General features: G+C 71.0%; 14 protein-coding genes. 4 read left to right on the forward strand and 10 right to left on the reverse strand.

Annotated features, from left to right (window positions below; translation table 11 throughout):
- Nucleotides 1-261: 261 nt before the first annotated feature.
- From QSK05_RS32540 to dut, 4 genes are all read right to left on the reverse strand, one after another.
- Nucleotides 262-1011, reverse strand: a complete 750-nt coding sequence (locus tag QSK05_RS32540; RefSeq protein ID WP_285601238.1) for a DUF3159 domain-containing protein — start codon at nt 1009-1011, stop codon at nt 262-264.
- The gene (locus tag QSK05_RS32545; RefSeq protein ID WP_285601239.1) at nt 1011-1451 is read right to left on the reverse strand and encodes an OB-fold nucleic acid binding domain-containing protein; all 441 of its coding nucleotides are present in this window, start codon (nt 1449-1451) and stop codon (nt 1011-1013) included. The genes QSK05_RS32540 and QSK05_RS32545 overlap by 1 nt, the downstream gene beginning before the upstream one ends.
- A gap of 280 nt (nt 1452-1731) precedes the next feature.
- The gene (locus QSK05_RS32550) at nt 1732-2511 is read right to left on the reverse strand and encodes a DUF3710 domain-containing protein (protein WP_285601240.1); all 780 of its coding nucleotides are present in this window, start codon (nt 2509-2511) and stop codon (nt 1732-1734) included.
- Nucleotides 2511-3029, reverse strand: a complete 519-nt coding sequence (gene dut / locus QSK05_RS32555) for a dUTP diphosphatase (protein ID WP_352303473.1) — start codon at nt 3027-3029, stop codon at nt 2511-2513. Before dut ends, QSK05_RS32550 begins: the two co-directional genes overlap by 1 nt.
- Nucleotides 3030-3131: 102 nt before the next feature.
- Between dut and QSK05_RS32560 the strand changes: the two genes are divergently transcribed.
- The gene (locus QSK05_RS32560) at nt 3132-3593 is read left to right on the forward strand and encodes a DUF3093 domain-containing protein (protein WP_285601242.1); all 462 of its coding nucleotides are present in this window, start codon (nt 3132-3134) and stop codon (nt 3591-3593) included.
- A 44-nt stretch (nt 3594-3637) separates the two neighbouring features.
- Here the strand turns inward: QSK05_RS32560 and QSK05_RS32565 are convergent, their stop codons facing one another.
- Nucleotides 3638-3937 (reverse strand): DUF4193 domain-containing protein, encoded by a 300-nt coding sequence (locus QSK05_RS32565; RefSeq protein WP_231486427.1) that lies wholly within the window; start codon nt 3935-3937, stop codon nt 3638-3640.
- Nucleotides 3938-4537: 600 nt separating this feature from the next.
- Between QSK05_RS32565 and QSK05_RS32570 the strand changes: the two genes are divergently transcribed.
- Entirely contained in the window at nt 4538-4768 is a 231-nt protein-coding gene (locus tag QSK05_RS32570) for a hypothetical protein (protein ID WP_285601243.1), read from the forward strand.
- A 68-nt stretch (nt 4769-4836) separates the two neighbouring features.
- On the opposite strand, the gene QSK05_RS32575 is transcribed toward QSK05_RS32570, so the two are convergent.
- Both QSK05_RS32575 and QSK05_RS32580 read right to left on the reverse strand, forming a co-directional pair.
- Complete coding sequence (locus tag QSK05_RS32575; protein WP_285601244.1) at nt 4837-5712, reverse strand: inositol monophosphatase family protein; 876 nt, start codon at nt 5710-5712, stop codon at nt 4837-4839.
- Nucleotides 5712-6851: a ferrochelatase gene (locus tag QSK05_RS32580; RefSeq protein ID WP_285601245.1), complete on the reverse strand. Its 1140-nt coding sequence runs from the start codon at nt 6849-6851 to the stop codon at nt 5712-5714. Before QSK05_RS32580 ends, QSK05_RS32575 begins: the two co-directional genes overlap by 1 nt.
- 348 nt (nt 6852-7199) lie before the next feature.
- On the opposite strand from QSK05_RS32580, the gene sepH reads away from it, so the two are divergent.
- On the forward strand, nt 7200-8531 hold the full coding sequence (gene sepH, locus QSK05_RS32585) for a septation protein SepH (RefSeq protein ID WP_285601246.1): 1332 nt from the start codon (nt 7200-7202) through the stop codon (nt 8529-8531).
- 82 nt (nt 8532-8613) lie between these two features.
- Here the strand turns inward: sepH and QSK05_RS32590 are convergent, their stop codons facing one another.
- The 3 genes from QSK05_RS32590 to QSK05_RS32600 form a co-directional block, all read right to left on the reverse strand.
- Nucleotides 8614-9714 carry an alkaline phosphatase family protein gene (locus QSK05_RS32590; protein ID WP_285601247.1) on the reverse strand — a complete coding sequence of 367 codons (1101 nt, stop codon included), beginning with the start codon at nt 9712-9714 and terminating at the stop codon, nt 8614-8616.
- Nucleotides 9715-9717: 3 nt separating this feature from the next.
- Nucleotides 9718-10329 (reverse strand): DUF5998 family protein, encoded by a 612-nt coding sequence (locus QSK05_RS32595; protein WP_285601248.1) that lies wholly within the window; start codon nt 10327-10329, stop codon nt 9718-9720.
- 110 nt (nt 10330-10439) lie between these two features.
- A complete protein-coding gene (locus tag QSK05_RS32600; protein ID WP_285601249.1) occupies nt 10440-13079 on the reverse strand; it encodes a bifunctional acetate--CoA ligase family protein/GNAT family N-acetyltransferase in 2640 nt (879 codons plus the stop codon).
- Nucleotides 13080-13180: 101 nt separating this feature from the next.
- Between QSK05_RS32600 and QSK05_RS32605 the strand changes: the two genes are divergently transcribed.
- Nucleotides 13181-13807: a nitroreductase family protein gene (locus QSK05_RS32605; RefSeq protein WP_285601250.1), complete on the forward strand. Its 627-nt coding sequence runs from the start codon at nt 13181-13183 to the stop codon at nt 13805-13807.
- Nucleotides 13808-14351: the final 544 nt, after the last annotated feature.

Consider the following 14351-nt stretch of genomic DNA (forward strand, 5'->3'; position numbering starts at 1 on the left):
ACCGGAACGTCCGATCCTCCTGCAGCATCGCGCTGATCGCGACCCGCTCCCCAAACGTCAACCGTTCACCCGGCACAAGCACCCTCCACCACCATCAGGACTGGTGCAACGACCGTACTAACCCGCCACCTTCTCCGTGATCATGCCAAGTGTCCCCGGAGTGCTAGAACGCCGGGGACACTTGGCATGATCACGACGAGGAAAATCAAGGGCCTTCGCCCTCGGCAGTTGCAGAACGTCGGGGAGGTGGGCCGCCCCGGGTCAGTACGGGGTTTTCGGGCTCTCGTCCGGGTCGACCAGGATCACGGGTTCGGCCGGCTTGACCACGGGCACCGATCGCAGCACCAGCCACATCAGCCAGAGGGCCAGGGCGAAGAGGGGCAGACCCAGCACGGTGGCGTTCAAGGTGCCCAGCAGCGCGGTCTTGTCGGCCAGCCACAGCGGGATCTGCACGGCCAGGCGGACCAGGAACAGGGCGGCGAAGATCCAGGTGGCCAGCACGTAGACCCGGGTCCGGGCCGGGTGCTTGCGCCACTCGAACATCTCACCGGTGATCGGCCCCACGAAGATGCCGACGATCGGCCAGCGCACCAGCGCCGAGATGATCGCACCGGCGGCGGAGGCAGCGTTCTTGAGGATGCTGGGCAGGAAGAAGTCCGAGGCGCGGCCGGTCTTGCTGGCCACGTAGGCACCGATCGCGATGCCGATGACGCCCGAGAAGACCTGGGTCAGGGGCTCACGGGCGATCAGGCGCCAGACGATCAGCACGGCCAGGGGCACACAGGCGGCGATGACCGACGGCCGCAGCTCGTGGGTGATCGCGAAGACCAACGAGAAGACCGCGTACGGCAGGACCGACTCGATCACACCCCGCGGGCCGCCGATGCTCTTCTTCAGGTCGAACTCGGCCGCCACGGCCGCGCCGAACTTGCCCTGGACCACGGCCTCGGCCGCGTGCTCCGCCTGTTCGGTCACGTGGTGGTGCTCCCCCGACATCCGCGACTCGGTCATCAGCTTCCCGTACCGGGCACGAGTTCGTACCGCGGGTTGTAGATGGTGGCGGTGCCGCTGGCCTCACAGACCACGCCCTGCACCCGGATGCGCCGGCCGGGCTCGACCCCGGCGATGTGGCGACGCCCCAGCCAGATGACGGAGATGCTGCCGCTGCCGTCGTACAGCTCGGCCACCAGCGCCGGGACACCGGCCCGGGGCCGCAGCGTGACCGCGCGCAGCGTGCCGCAGACCATCGCGGGCTGCCGCGACTTCAGCTGCGCGATCGGCGTGCCACCCAGCCGGACCGCATGCTCCTGCTCCTCGTCCGCGTGCACCACGTGCTGGGGTGCCGTGAACTTGGCCAGGGCCCGGCGCAGGCCGAAGCGCTCGGCCTTCTCGGCCGCTCTGGTTTCTACCGACGCGATCGTCGCCTGATCACCGGTGATCTGCTTACCCACAATTTTCAGCGTACCCATCCCGGACCCGCTCTCCGACCGTCCCCCGGCTATCGGAAGAGTGGCCAACAGCACTCTTTCCCTGTCTGGCGAACTCCTGCTCAACAAGGTAATTCAGATTTTATTCCCGCGCTCGGGGACAACCTTGATCAAGTCTTGACCCTCATGAGAAAGCCGTCCGCCCGGCACCCGATACGGATGCCGGACGGACGGCTCACGAGCATGTCCGGACCCTCGACGGACCCGACTGGACCCAACTGGACCCAACTGGACCCGAATGGACTCAGCGCAGTTCGGTGATCTCCGGGCCCCGCTCCGGCGGGCGCAGGGAATCGGGCCGCCCGGCCTGATCGGCCGTGCCCTCCTCCCCCTCCGACTGGGCGTTCTCGGGCAGGCGCAGCGGCAGCAGTTCCCGCGGGGCCATCGCCTCGGTACCGCGCACCACCACCACGTCGCGCACCAGACGCTCGAGCTCCTGCGCCTTCTCCTCGTCCAGCGCCGCGGCACCGTGGAAGACCGCGCGCAGGAACCAGCGCGGCCCGTCGACACCGGAGAACCGGGCGGGCTGGAGCACGGTGCGGCCGTCGGGGGTGCGGGCCGGCACCTTGGCCAGGAGCTCCCGGCCGAACACGCCGGGAACGTCGTCCACCTCGCCGCCCTGACGGCTCACGCTGGCGGAGATCTCGCTGCGGATCTCGTCCCAGATGCCGGAGGTCCGCGGGGCCGCGAACGCCTGCAGCTGCACCGCCGAGTCCTCGAGCTGCACGGTCGCCGCGATCACCTTGCTGGTCTCCTCCTCGATCTCGAGGCGGATCTGGATCGTGCCCTCCTTGGCGGGCAGCCGGATCGCGCCGAGATCGATGTAGGTCTCCTCGGCGTCGGCCTCCGACTCGTCCCAGGGGCCCTTCGACCGGTCGTAGACGTCGGTGAGGGGCGACAGGGTCCGTCCCGTGGACGCCTCACCCGACGTCCCCTCCGCCGCATCGTCCGTGGAACCCGTGGACGCCGTGACCTCGTCGACGCCGGTGGCGTCGTCCCCCTTGTTGCGTCGGAACCAGCTCATCAGTGCTCTCCTCGTTGCGTTGCCTGCCCCGTCGCCGGCACCGTCGCCGTGCCCGTGGACCCGAACCCACCTTCACCGCGGGCCGAGCCCGGCAACCGCCCGGCCTCGACGAAGTACGCCCGGCTCACCGCTTGCACCACCAGCTGGGCGATCCGGTCACCCCGCTTCAGCTCGACCGGTGTCTCGCGGTCGGTGTTCAGCAGCGTGACCCTGATCTCCCCGCGATATCCCGCGTCGACCGTGCCGGGGGCGTTGACCACCGTCAGACCGCACCGTGCGGCCAGGCCCGACCGCGGGTGCACGAAGGCGGCGTACCCGTCGGGCAGCGCGATCGCGACACCGGTCGGGACCGTCTGGCGCTCACCGGGCCCCAGGGTCACGTCGACGGTCGTGACGAGGTCGGCCCCGGCGTCACCGGGGTGGGAGTAACCGGGCACGGGGATCTCGGGGTCGAGGCGCTGGATCAGCACCTCGACCTGGCCGGGCGCGAAGCCTGGCCGGCCGGGACCCTCGTCGATGGCGCCGGCGGGCGCGGAAGGCGTGCTCACGGTGGAACAGCCTAGCCAGCGCTCGCCACCACCTGGCGCACACTCCGGATCCGGGCGTGGGAAGCTGATTTCATGAGCTCGGATCAGCAGCGTAAGACCGGCGTCACGAATCTCGTGGAGTCCCTCCGCCCTTCTCCTGTGATGTGGCTCGTCCTCGTCGTGCTCGGTGCCTCGTTCGGACTGATCCCCGGCCCCATCAACACCACGATCGCCGTGGTCACCGGGGTGGCCACGGCCGTACTCGCGGTGGTCCTGGTGTTCGCCTTCACCCCGCGCCTGCAGCTGGCGAAGGGCGTCTTCTCGGCCGGCCGGGCCAAGGTGCCCGCATCGCTGGTCGCGAAGGTGGAGCCGCTCGACGCGGCTCAGATGAGGGCCGCGCACGGCGTCGATCTGGACGCGCGCGCGTACCTCTGCACCCGGGCCTGGGTGCACACGGGCATCAGGGTCACCCTGAACGACCCGCAGGACCCCACGCCCTACTGGCTGATCTCGACCCGCAGGCCGCAGGAATGGGTGCGGGCGCTGGGCTCGTGACCGAACCCGCGCGCCCCCCACTCAGTTCGTCCGCCGCCTGAACCTCAGGCCGCGCACTCCTTGCAGATGAGCTGGCCGTTCTTCTCGCCCGCCAGCTGGCTGCGGTGGTGCACCAGGAAGCAGCTCATGCAGGTGAACTCGTCGGCCTGCCGGGGCAGGACCCGGACGGAGAGCTCCTCGTTGGAGAGGTCGGCGCCGGGGAGCTCAAAGCCCTCCGCCGCCTCGGTCTCGTCCTCGTCGACCGAGCCGGTCGACTTGTCCACCCGGCGGGCCTTCAGCTCTTCGAGCGAGTCCTCGTTGAGGTCGTCGTCAGTCTTGCGCGGCGCGTCGTAGTCGGTTGCCATGGTTGAGTCACGCTCCGGTGTGTGGAACCCATGAGGACGCGCCCTCCTCCCGCGCCCGCACGTGCAGGGCCGGCCGAGGTTGCGTTTCCCCCATGGGAACGAGATTGCTGGTCGCTACTGGTGGTACTGGTCTTGCTGTCTTACGCCGAGGTGACGGTGCTCGCGCCCTGCACGTTCGAGGTCGTTGCTACCGGACTGTGGACCAACGCGTCCGGAGCCTGATTTGTGCCCGCTCTCGCGGCAGGGATTGTGCACCAGTCCAGCGCCGTTGGCCATCCCGCCACCCCGGGAGATCGCCACGAATTCCCGTCACTGTGCGGATGAGAGCTCACTGTCCGTCGCCAGACAGGGCCCCTAACGGGTGGTCGTCACGAAATGTTCCCGCACCGGTCGGCTCCCGGGGCCCTGGGACCTGTTACGACCACGGAGGGTAGAACGTAGAGTGGCAGGCGGTGCAGTGCGCCTCACCGACGACTCACGGCCTGTTCGCAGAACGTCGTCATCCGTGGGAAACACCATGCACCAGCGCCGGGTGGAGATGGCCCCCGTCGCCGAAGGGCTCGCCGGACACTGTTCGGGGGCGAGTGAGGGAGATAGCTCATGAGCGAGTTCGTCGCGCAGATCAGGGGTCGTGCGGAAGAGGCGCTGACCTGGCTGCAGCAGGCGCAGGCCAGCGGGGACGAGTACCTCGTCAACGTCTCGCTCGACCAGATCGAGTCGATCGCCCGCGTGGCGGCCGACCACCAGATCCCTCTGGAGGGGCTGGCCGAGTCGCTCAGCGCCTACGGCCTGCAGGTCCCCCAGGGCCGCCCCAATGAGGCGACGGCCTGAGGGGACCTGGTCGGAAACACCGTTCAGCGATGTTCAGCGATACCGGTGGCGTAGGCGCCCGTAGGGGGTCACACCGGGTCGGAGTCGGCGTCCAGCTGCCCAAGGACGTCGCAGAGCCCCTCCAGGAGGGGTGACGCCGCTCCGACGACCATCGCCCCGCCCGCCGGGGCACCCCGCAGTCCGCTCAGCGCCCCACCGGCCTCGGTGAGCACGAGCACCGCGGCGGCGATGTCCCAGACGTTCACACCGCGCTCGTAGTAGGCGTCGACCGTTCCGGTCGCGACGCCGCACAGGTCGAGCGACGCACTGCCGATCCGGCGGATGTCCCGGATCCGCGGCAGCACCCCCGTCAGCACCCGGGCCTGGCCCGCCCGCCGGGTCGCGGCGTAGCCGAACCCGGTGGCCACCAGGGCCTGGTCGAGCTCCGGCGGGATGCCCAGCTTCAGCTCCCGCACCGGCGAGCCGTCACCGGGAGCCAGCGCGGCCCCCAGGCCCCGGCCGGCCGTCCAGGTGTCACCGGTGGCCGGGTTGTGCACGCAGGCCGCGACCGGCGTCCAGGCGCCGTCGACCGTCGGGTCGCCCTCGACCACGGCCACGCTGACCGCGTACGCGTCGATGCCGTACCGGTAGTTCACCGTGCCGTCGATCGGGTCGAGCACCCAGGTCAGGCCGGAGTCGCCGGGGGCGTAGCCGTTCTCCTCGCCGAGCAGGCCGTCGTCCGGGCGCTGGGCGGCCAGCTGCTCACGCAGCAGCTTCTCCACGGCCCGGTCCATCGCCGTGACGATGTCGGTCGCCGTGGACTTCGTCGACTCCACCGCGCGGGCATCCGGGTCGTCGGCCAGGCCGGCCCGGATCAGGTCGCCACCGGCCCGGGCGACCCGCTCGGCCAGGGTCCGCAGGGCCGCAGCGTCATGGGCCGTGTCGTGGCCCGTGCCGTTGCTCATCAGGAGACCTCGGCCGGGGAACCGCTCGCGAGGGGCTTGTCGACGGGCAGCACCCAGTCCACCCCACAGGCCGCGGGCTTGTCCGGGTGACGCAGGTTGGCGCAGCAGCCGGCCGGGCAGACGTCGTGCCAGGGGCCCGAGCCGGCCTTCGAGGGGCGGTCGGGGTTCTCTCCGCGCTCGGTGGCGGCGCGCTCGACCACCAGGGCGGCCAGGGTCTGCGCGAACGCCGCGGCCCGCCCCGAGGTGGCGGCCCGCACGAACGGCAGGTCGAGGTCGCGGGCGATCTCGAGCGCCTCGGTGTCCAGGTCGAAGACGACCTCCATGTGGTCGCTCACGAACCCGATCGGCACGCACACCACGCCCGGGACGCCGGCCTGCTTCAGCGCGGTCAGGTGGTCACCGATGTCCGGCTCCAGCCAGGGCTGGGACGGCGGGCCGGAGCGCGAGCAGTAGACCAGGTCCCACTCGGGGACGGTGTCGAGGCCGAGCCGGGACACCACCGCCTCGCAGGCCTCCCGGTGGGTCTTCGTGTAGGCGTTGCCGCCGGGACCGGAGGCGTCGTCCATGGCATTCGGGATCGAGTGCGTCACGAAGGCGATACGCGAACCGGCCGGCAGCGACTCCAGACCCTCCTGGATCGAGTCGGTGATCGGCTGCTGGAACCCGTCCTGGTCGAAGTAGTGGCGGATCTTGTCCACCCGCATCGAGCGGCCCTCGTGGGCCAGCGTCACCAGGGCCTCGGCCAGGTCCTCGCGGTACTGGCGGCAGCCGGAGTAGCTGGGGTAGGCACTGGTGACCACGGCCAGCACCCGCCGGGCCCCGGCCTCGTGCGCATCGCGCAGCACGTCGGTCGTGAAGGGCGCCCAGTTACGGTTGCCCCAGTAGACCGGCGTGGCGTCGAGATCGACGCCGGCGGCGGCGAGCTGCTCGCGCAGGTTCGCGAGCAGCAGCCGGTTCTCGTCGTTGATCGGGCTGCGGCCGCCGAAGTGGTGGTAGTGCTCGGACACCTCCAGCAATCGCTCCCGCGGGATGCCCCGGCCCCGGGTCACGTTCTCCAGGAACGGCATGACCTCGTCCGGGGCCTCGGGGCCCCCGAACGAGAGCAGGAGGACTGCGTCGTACGGCTTCAAGGAGCTCACGGGCTAGATCCTGCCAAGCCCGGGACCGGACCGCGCGCCCGGGTGGGGTGTCGGTCGCGTGTCGGTCGCGTGTCGGTCGTGTCGGGGCGCATCTGGGCGGGTCGGGAACCCGTCCCGGCGTGCCGCACCCACCGACGGCGACCGCCCGCATCCATAATCGGGTTCGTCTCCCCATCAACCGCGCAACGTGATTTCATCGACACCCAGGTCACGATGGACACTGGGTGCTCAGCTGTGGAATCGGCCGATCAGCGAACTCGGCGCCGACTCGCCCATGCACGTGCTTCGCCGACGAGGTACGAAGTGGCACAGTCTTCACGCAGGCCGCGGTAGCCGGAGGGAGTGGACATGGAAGATCTTTCGCTCGTCGGCGTCCATGATGACGGTGAACACCTGCTGGTCGCGGGGCCCAACGGCCAGCGATTCCGGTTGCGGGTGGATGATGCGCTGAGGGCAGCGATCCGTCGCGACCGCGCCCGCCTGAGCCAGATTCAGATCGAGTCGGAGGGCCGGTTGCGCCCCCGCGAGATCCAGGCGCGGATCCGGGCGGGAGAAACGGCCGAGGAGGTCGCGGAGACCGCCGGCCTGTCCATCGACCATGTGCGTAAGTACGAGGGCCCGGTGCTCGCCGAGCGCGGTTACGTGGCCGAGCAGGCCCGGCGGGTGCGGGTGCGCCGCGGTGGCGGCTCCGAATCACTGTCGCTGGACGACACCGTCGCCGAGCGGCTCTCCGCCCGCGAGGTGGACTCCGACTCGGTCACCTGGGACGCCTGGCGCGGTGACGACGGGCTCTGGGTGCTCGTGCTCGAGTTCATCGCCGGCTCCACGCTCCGCCAGGCCCGCTGGCTGTACAACGCCGGGCTGCGCAACGTCACGGCGCACAACGACGAGGCCCGCTGGCTGACGGAAGACGAGCCGCAGCCCGACCGGGGCACCGGGGCGGCACCCACCGCCACCTCCCCCAACGGCATGCGCCGCCTCAGCCCGGTGCGTGGCTTCGACCCCTACGACCAGGAACGGGCCGACTCCCCGGTGGCCCGGGCCCCGTACGAGGAGCCCGCCGCCGTCAATCTGCTCGACACCCTGCGCGAGCGTCGCGGCCGCCGCAGCCGCGTGATCAACGATGACGACGACCGCGCGGGTCACGCCGACCCGGTCCGCGAGGCGATCGACTCCCTGCTCAGCCGCTCCGACACGATGGGTGAGCCGCCGGCCGCCCACCCCGCCCGCTCGCGGCCGCAGGACGCCCGCGACGGCGAGGTCCTGGTGCTGCCCGACGCCGAGTCGTTGTACGACCTCGACGATCTGAGCGACCCGGACGACGACGATGATGACGACACCGATCCCACGGTGACCCGGACGGCCCAGCAGCGCACCGACCGCAGCGACCGCGACCGTCTCGACCGCGACCGCAGCGAGCGCGAACGGTCGGAACGGGAGCGCGAGCGGGCCGAGCGCGAGCGCCGGGAACGCGCCGAACTCGAGCGGGCCGAACAGGAACGCATCGAGCGCGAGGCCGCCGGCGCCGACAGGCCGGAGAAGGCCGAGATCGACGTGGACGCGGTGGCGCCGGAAGAGGTCCCGGTCCCGGCCGGTCGCCGCCCGGGTGGCAACCGTAAGCAGCGCCGGGCCAGCGTGCCGTCCTGGGACGACATCGTCTTCGGGCAACGGCGCGACTGAGTTCTGGCAACCACTGATGCAGGACGCCCACCACGAGTGTCGTAGTGGGCGTCCTGCATCTGGGTGGTCGGCTCTTGAAGGTCTAGCTCTGGTGCACCAGCATCGGGATCTCGGTCTCGACGCTGGTGCGGGAGCCGTGCAGCCCGAGCAACCGCAGCACCTGGGGCCGGGCCGTGCGGGAGTCCACCACCGCGACCGGCCCGGTCGCGGCCGTCACCACGTCACCGATGCGCGGCAGCACGTGCGGTGAGACCGGCCCGAACCAGTTCTCGGCCACGGCCTGCTCCTTCGTGACCACGACCATGTCGCCGCCGACCCGGGCGTGCCAGGCCGCGGCCACGTCGTCGGCCGCGCCGTTCTCGCAGTAGAGCTGCAGCGAGCGCGGCTCCCCACCCAGGTGCCGCACCCCGGTGAGCATCTCGGGCTCGCTCGCGAGGTCGAGACGGTTCTCGAAGGGAACGTCGACCATGCCGTGGTCGGCGGTGACCACCATCAGGCTGTTGCCCGGCAGGCCGGCGGCGAGCTGCTGGGCGCAGGCGTCGATGCGCTCCAGCTCACCGGTCCAGTTCCAGGAGCGGCAGCCCTGCTCGTGGCCGATCTTGTCGAGGTCGCCCCAGTAGACGTAGATCAGCGCGCCCTTGGACTTGCGGGCGGCGGCGATCGCGACGTCGACCCGTTCCTCGAGCGACTGGGCGGCGATGAACCGGCCCCCGCGCTGCACCGCCTCGGTGAGGCCGGAGCCGTCGAAGAAGGCCGGGCCGATCCGGACCACGTCGCGACCGGCGGCCACGACCTGCTCGAACACGGTGGTCGCGGGCTGCCAGCGGCGCGGGTCGACCTCCGGGTCCCACATCAGCTCGTTGAACACGCGGTCGCGGTCCGGGTCGAGCACCTCCAGGCCGACCAGGCCGTGGGCACCGGGCAGCAGCCCGGTGCCCAGCATGCCCAGGCTGGTGGCCGTGGTGCTGGGGAAGCCGGACGTGAGCGTGGTGGAGTGCGGGTGCTCGCGCAGACGGCGCAGGAACGGCGCGTGCCCGGAGCTGGCGGCGAGCAGCTGGTTGCCCAGGCCGTCGACGAGCAGCACCACGACGGTGCGGGCCTTCGGCAGCAGCCTCCCGCCCTTCTTCGCGGACAGGGAGAGCGCCGCGGACGGCAGGACGTCCGCGAGGGTGGGGAGGGCCAAGGGTCAGACCCTGGCCGTCGCCGCGGACAGGGCCCGGGCGAAGGCCTTGGCCCCCTGCACCGCGGGTTCGCCCTCGGCCTCGGCCGACAGCCGCACGGTGATGTCATCGGCGGCCAGGGTGCCGGTGTAACCGTGGTCGGCCTCGCAGTCCGGGTCGGCACAGGAGGCGGGCTCCAGGTCGACGCGGGTCAGGGAGCCCCAGCCGATGGTCAGGCTCAGCTCGCGGGGCACGACCCCCTTGCGGTGGTGCTCAGGGGCCGTGACGGCGTGCGAGAGCACCACCGACGTGACCTTGCTGAGCGGCACTGCCTCGGTCGAGGCGGAGGCGTAGGGCTCCGGACTGAGGGCGTCCGGATCATGGTCGTCGGCGTGCGCGACCACCAGCCGGGTCGGGGTCAGCGACAGCACGGTCACGTGCCGGCGCACCTCCACCCTGTCGAAGGTGGTCTCCTGCTGCACCAGGTACGACACCACCTCCTCACCGGCGATGGCGACGTCCAGCGCGTCGAGCACGAGCGAGGGGTAAAAACCCGCACGCTCCACCTCGGCGACCAGTTCGTCGGGCAGGCCGCTCTTCTCGCTCACGGTGGCGTCCGTCCCGGGTCCTTCACGCATTGCCCCATCTTGTCACTCCGGGATGGGGTCGGCGCAGGCCCACGCCCGGCGGAGGCGTCCGTCGTCCACCATTCGGCTTTTCCGGCCGCCGGTCAGGCCGCCGGTCAGGCTCAGGAGGAGAGTTCGCGTCGGATCGTGTCGGAGCGTTCGGCCGGCCGGGACACCCGGATCACGGCGTCGAGCACCGCGAGCCCGTTCCCGGCGACCACCACCGGGTTGAGTTCCAGCTCCGCCACCTCGGGCAGCTCGTCGGCCAGACAGGCGAGACGGCCGAGCACGTTCTCCAGGGCGGGCACGTCGACCGGCTCGGCTCCCTGGTGGCCGAAGAGCTTCGGTGCGGCCCGTACCGAGCGCACCAGGTCGGAGACGTCCACGGTGGTCAGCGGCGGGATGCGGTGGGCGATGTCGCCGAGCAGGCCGCTCGCGTCGCCCCCCAGCCCGAACGAGACCACCGGGCCGAACAGCGGGTCCTCCACCGTGCGCAGCACGCAGGCCACCCCCGGCTCGGACATGCTCTGCACCACCAGGTCACCACTGCCGAGCGTCGCCTGCATCTGGGCGAAGTCAGCCATCAGCTCGGCCTCGTCCTCGATGTTGAGCCGTACTCCCCCGAGGTCGACGCGGTGACGCAGATGGGGCGCGGTGGTCTTGAGCACCACCGGGTACCCGCTCTGACGCGCGGCCGCGGCGGCCTCCGCCGCTGTGGTCACCGGGGTCCGCGGCCAGAGATCGATGCCGAAGGCCTTCAGGAGTTTCGCCGAGGCCCCGGGGTCGAGGGTGGTGCTGTCCTGGCCGGGGGACGCGGCCAGCGCCTGCGCCACCACGGCCCGCGCGCCGGCCAGGTCGAGGTCGTCCGGGTCGAACCGCTCCCCCGGGTCACGACGGCGCCAGCGGGCGTACCACTCGGCCTTCGCCAGGGCCCTCACCGCCTCCTCGGGCGTCGGGTACGACGGGATCAGACGTGGGTTGGACAGGGCCCGGTTCACCCCGTGCACGCCGAGGAAACACGCGGCCACCGTGATGTCGGGCGCCTGGGCGGACACCTCGGACAGGGCCCGGGCCACCTCCCCGGCCTCGGTGGCGATGGGCGGGATGAACGCGGCCACCACCGACTGCACGCCCTCGGCGGCGAACGCCTCGGTGAGGGCGGCCCGGAACTGGGCCGGGTCGGCCTGGGGGTGCAGGGCGACGGGCTTGTGGACGACGACCAGCCCGGCCGCTACGCACCCGTCCGCGATCAGGGTGCTGAGGGCGTCACTGTTGCCGACGATGGCCACGTTGGGCCCGGCGGGCAGCGGCTGGTTCATCACCAGCTGGGCCACGTCGAGCATCTCGGCCACGGTCTGCACCCGGATACAGCCCGACTGCCGCAACATGGCATCGAACGCCTCCCGCGGCGCCGTACTCGCACGCACCGAATGCCCGGGCGGCACGCCGAAACTCGACAGGCCGGACTTCAGCACGATGACCGGCTTGGACCGGGCCAGGCGCCGGGCGATGCGGGAGAACTTGCGCGGGTTGCCGAAACTCTCCAGGTACAGGCCCACGGCGTCGGTGCCCGCGTCCTCCTCCCAGTACTGCATGCAGTCGTTGCCGGAGACGTCGGCGCGGTTACCGGCGGACAGGAACGTGGACACGCCCAGACCTCGCCGCTCGACCGCGTCGAGCACCGCCACGGCCAGCCCACCGGACTGCGAGAACAGGCCCAGACGGCCCTCTTCCGGCAGGGCGGGAATGAGCGAGACGTTCAGGCGCACGGCCTTGCCGGCATTGATCAGGCCCCACGAGTTCGGCCCGACCACGCGCATGCCGTGAGAACGCGCCAGCCGCACCAGTTCCCGCTGGCGGGTCAGGCCCTCGTCGCCGGTCTCGGCGAAACCGCTGGATAAAACCACTATTCCGCGCACGCCGTGCTCGGCGCACTCTCGCACCACGTCGAGCACACCCTCGGCCGGGATGGCGACCAGAGCCAGGTCGACCGGACCCTCGATGTCGCGCAGGCTCTTCACGGTGGCCAGCCCGAGCAACTGGTCCGCCTCCTGGTGCACCACGTGCAGGGTGCCGGTGAAGCCGCCCGCGATGATGTCTTCCAGCAGCCGGTGCCCGACGGTCGCCACGCGGCGGCTCGCGCCGATCAGCACCACCGAGGAGGGGTTGAGCAGCCGCTCCATGCTGCGCGACTCGGCGCGGTGCTCCCGGGCCTCCATCACCGCCCGCGACCTCTCGGTCGGGTCGATGGTGAACCGCACCTCGATCACCCCGTCGTCGAACCGCGAGGTCAGCTCGTACCCGGCGTCCTGGAACACGGTGATCATCTTGCGGTTGCGCGGCAGCACGTCGGCCACGAACCGGCGGATGCCGTTCTCCCGGGCGGCCGCGGCCAGATGCTCCAGCAGCACCGAGCTGATGCCCCGGCCCTGATGCGCGTCGCTGATGTTGAACGCGACCTCGGCGGCGTCGGAGCCGGCGTCGAGCCGGTCGTAGCGGCCCACGCCCACGATGTCGTCGCCGAGTACCGCGATCAGGGCCACCCGGTCGGCGTGGTCGACATTGGTGAAGTGATGCAGGTCGCGCGGGGACAGCCGGGGCATCGGCGCGAAGAACCGCAGATAGATCGATTCCGGCGACTGGTGCACGTGGAATCGCTGTAACGCGTCGGCGTCGTCGGCCGTGATCGGGCGCAGATGGGCCGTCGCACCGTCCCGCAGTACGACGTCCGCTTCCCAGTGCAGGGGGTAGTCCCGGGCCATTGCCCCAGGCTACGCAGGAAGGGCCGGGACGGGCAGGGCCCTGGTTCCCCCAACCTCCTCTGTTCGTGATCGGGGCCCGCCCGCACGGCAGGATCGGGGGCATGGAATTTGAGGACGTCGTCCGTGGACGACGGATGGTGCGTACCTACGACCCCGATCGACCCGTGGGCCGGGAGGTGCTGGGCCAGATCCTGGACCTCGCGGTCCGGGCCCCCAGCGCCGGGTTCAGCCAGGGGTGGGACTTCGTGGTGCTGAGCACGCCGGAGCAGGTGGAGCGCTTCTGGGGGGCCACCGCGCCCGGGGAGGGGGAGGCGGACCGCTGGCTGCGTGGCATGCGCACGGCCCCGGCGCTGATCCTGTGCCTGTCCGACCGCAACGCCTACCTGGACCGCTACGCCGAGCCGGACAAGGGCTGGACCGACCGCGACGAGGCGCGCTGGCCGGTGCCGTACTGGGATGTGGACACCGGCATGGCCTCGATGATCATCCTGCTGGCCGCGGTGGACGCCGGGCTGGCGGGCTGCTTCTTCGGGGTTCCGCCGGAGCGTCGCGAGGCGGTGCTGACGACCTTCGCGATCCCTGCCGACCGGCGCATCGTGGGGGTGATCAGCCTGGGACATCCACCGGCGCCGGGCACCGACCGCCGGTCCCCGTCGCTGCGCCGGGGTCGCCGTGGAGTCGAAGAGGTCTCGCACGAAGGAACTTTCGGTAATCCGTTCCGCCCCTGACCAGTTTTCTGTCAATCCTGTCAGAGGCGACTACCAGGATTCCCGCCCGGTCCTGCCAGGAAGCACCGGCAGAGTTCTTCTCACGACAGCGAAACAGTCGCTGGCACAACAACTGAGGAGTCAGACATGGCGAAGATCCTGAAGGCCCGCAAGCGTCGTCCGGTCGCCAGGCCGCAGGCGCCGGCCCAGCGTCGCGAGCAGGAGAACACCACCCCGCAGGACCCCGCCCGGGGCGAGCAGCGCTGAGGCACCCGCGGCGCGAGTCACACGCGTCGTGCGGGGCCGGCGGGCACCACGTGTACCCGCCGGCCCCGCCGGGGCGGCTCACCGACACGCAACGTGACCACCCGGCCCGTACACCCCTGACCCCTGCGCCCCTCCACTTGACCGGCCCATCCTCGTTATCCGCGTGAATGTGGTTGCGCTCGTAGGTTTTCCACAGTGATCACTGGTGTCTATTGCCAGGAAAGATCAGCAGAGTTCTTCTCACGGCGGCGAAACATTCGCTGCCACAACCACGAAGGAGCCAGACATGGCGAAGATC

The organism is Kineosporia sp. NBRC 101731 (genome assembly GCF_030269305.1).
GTDB lineage: Bacteria > Actinomycetota > Actinomycetes > Actinomycetales > Kineosporiaceae > Kineosporia.

What these genes read in the sequence shown, in the direction of transcription:
- QSK05_RS32540 (WP_285601238.1), bottom strand. Translation starts at nt 1,011, where the DNA reads ATGACCGAGTCGCGGATGTCGGGGGAGCACCACCACGTGACCGAACAG.
- QSK05_RS32550 (WP_285601240.1), bottom strand. Translation starts at nt 2,511, where the DNA reads ATGAGCTGGTTCCGACGCAACAAGGGGGACGACGCCACCGGCGTCGAC.
- QSK05_RS32560 (WP_285601242.1), top strand. Translation starts at nt 3,132, where the DNA reads ATGAGCTCGGATCAGCAGCGTAAGACCGGCGTCACGAATCTCGTGGAG.
- QSK05_RS32565 (WP_231486427.1), bottom strand. Translation starts at nt 3,937, where the DNA reads ATGGCAACCGACTACGACGCGCCGCGCAAGACTGACGACGACCTCAAC.
- QSK05_RS32570 (WP_285601243.1), top strand. Translation starts at nt 4,538, where the DNA reads ATGAGCGAGTTCGTCGCGCAGATCAGGGGTCGTGCGGAAGAGGCGCTG.
- QSK05_RS32575 (WP_285601244.1), bottom strand. Translation starts at nt 5,712, where the DNA reads ATGAGCAACGGCACGGGCCACGACACGGCCCATGACGCTGCGGCCCTG.
- sepH (WP_285601246.1), top strand. Translation starts at nt 7,200, where the DNA reads ATGGAAGATCTTTCGCTCGTCGGCGTCCATGATGACGGTGAACACCTG.
- QSK05_RS32595 (WP_285601248.1), bottom strand. Translation starts at nt 10,329, where the DNA reads ATGCGTGAAGGACCCGGGACGGACGCCACCGTGAGCGAGAAGAGCGGC.
- QSK05_RS32600 (WP_285601249.1), bottom strand. Translation starts at nt 13,079, where the DNA reads ATGGCCCGGGACTACCCCCTGCACTGGGAAGCGGACGTCGTACTGCGG.
- QSK05_RS32605 (WP_285601250.1), top strand. Translation starts at nt 13,181, where the DNA reads ATGGAATTTGAGGACGTCGTCCGTGGACGACGGATGGTGCGTACCTAC.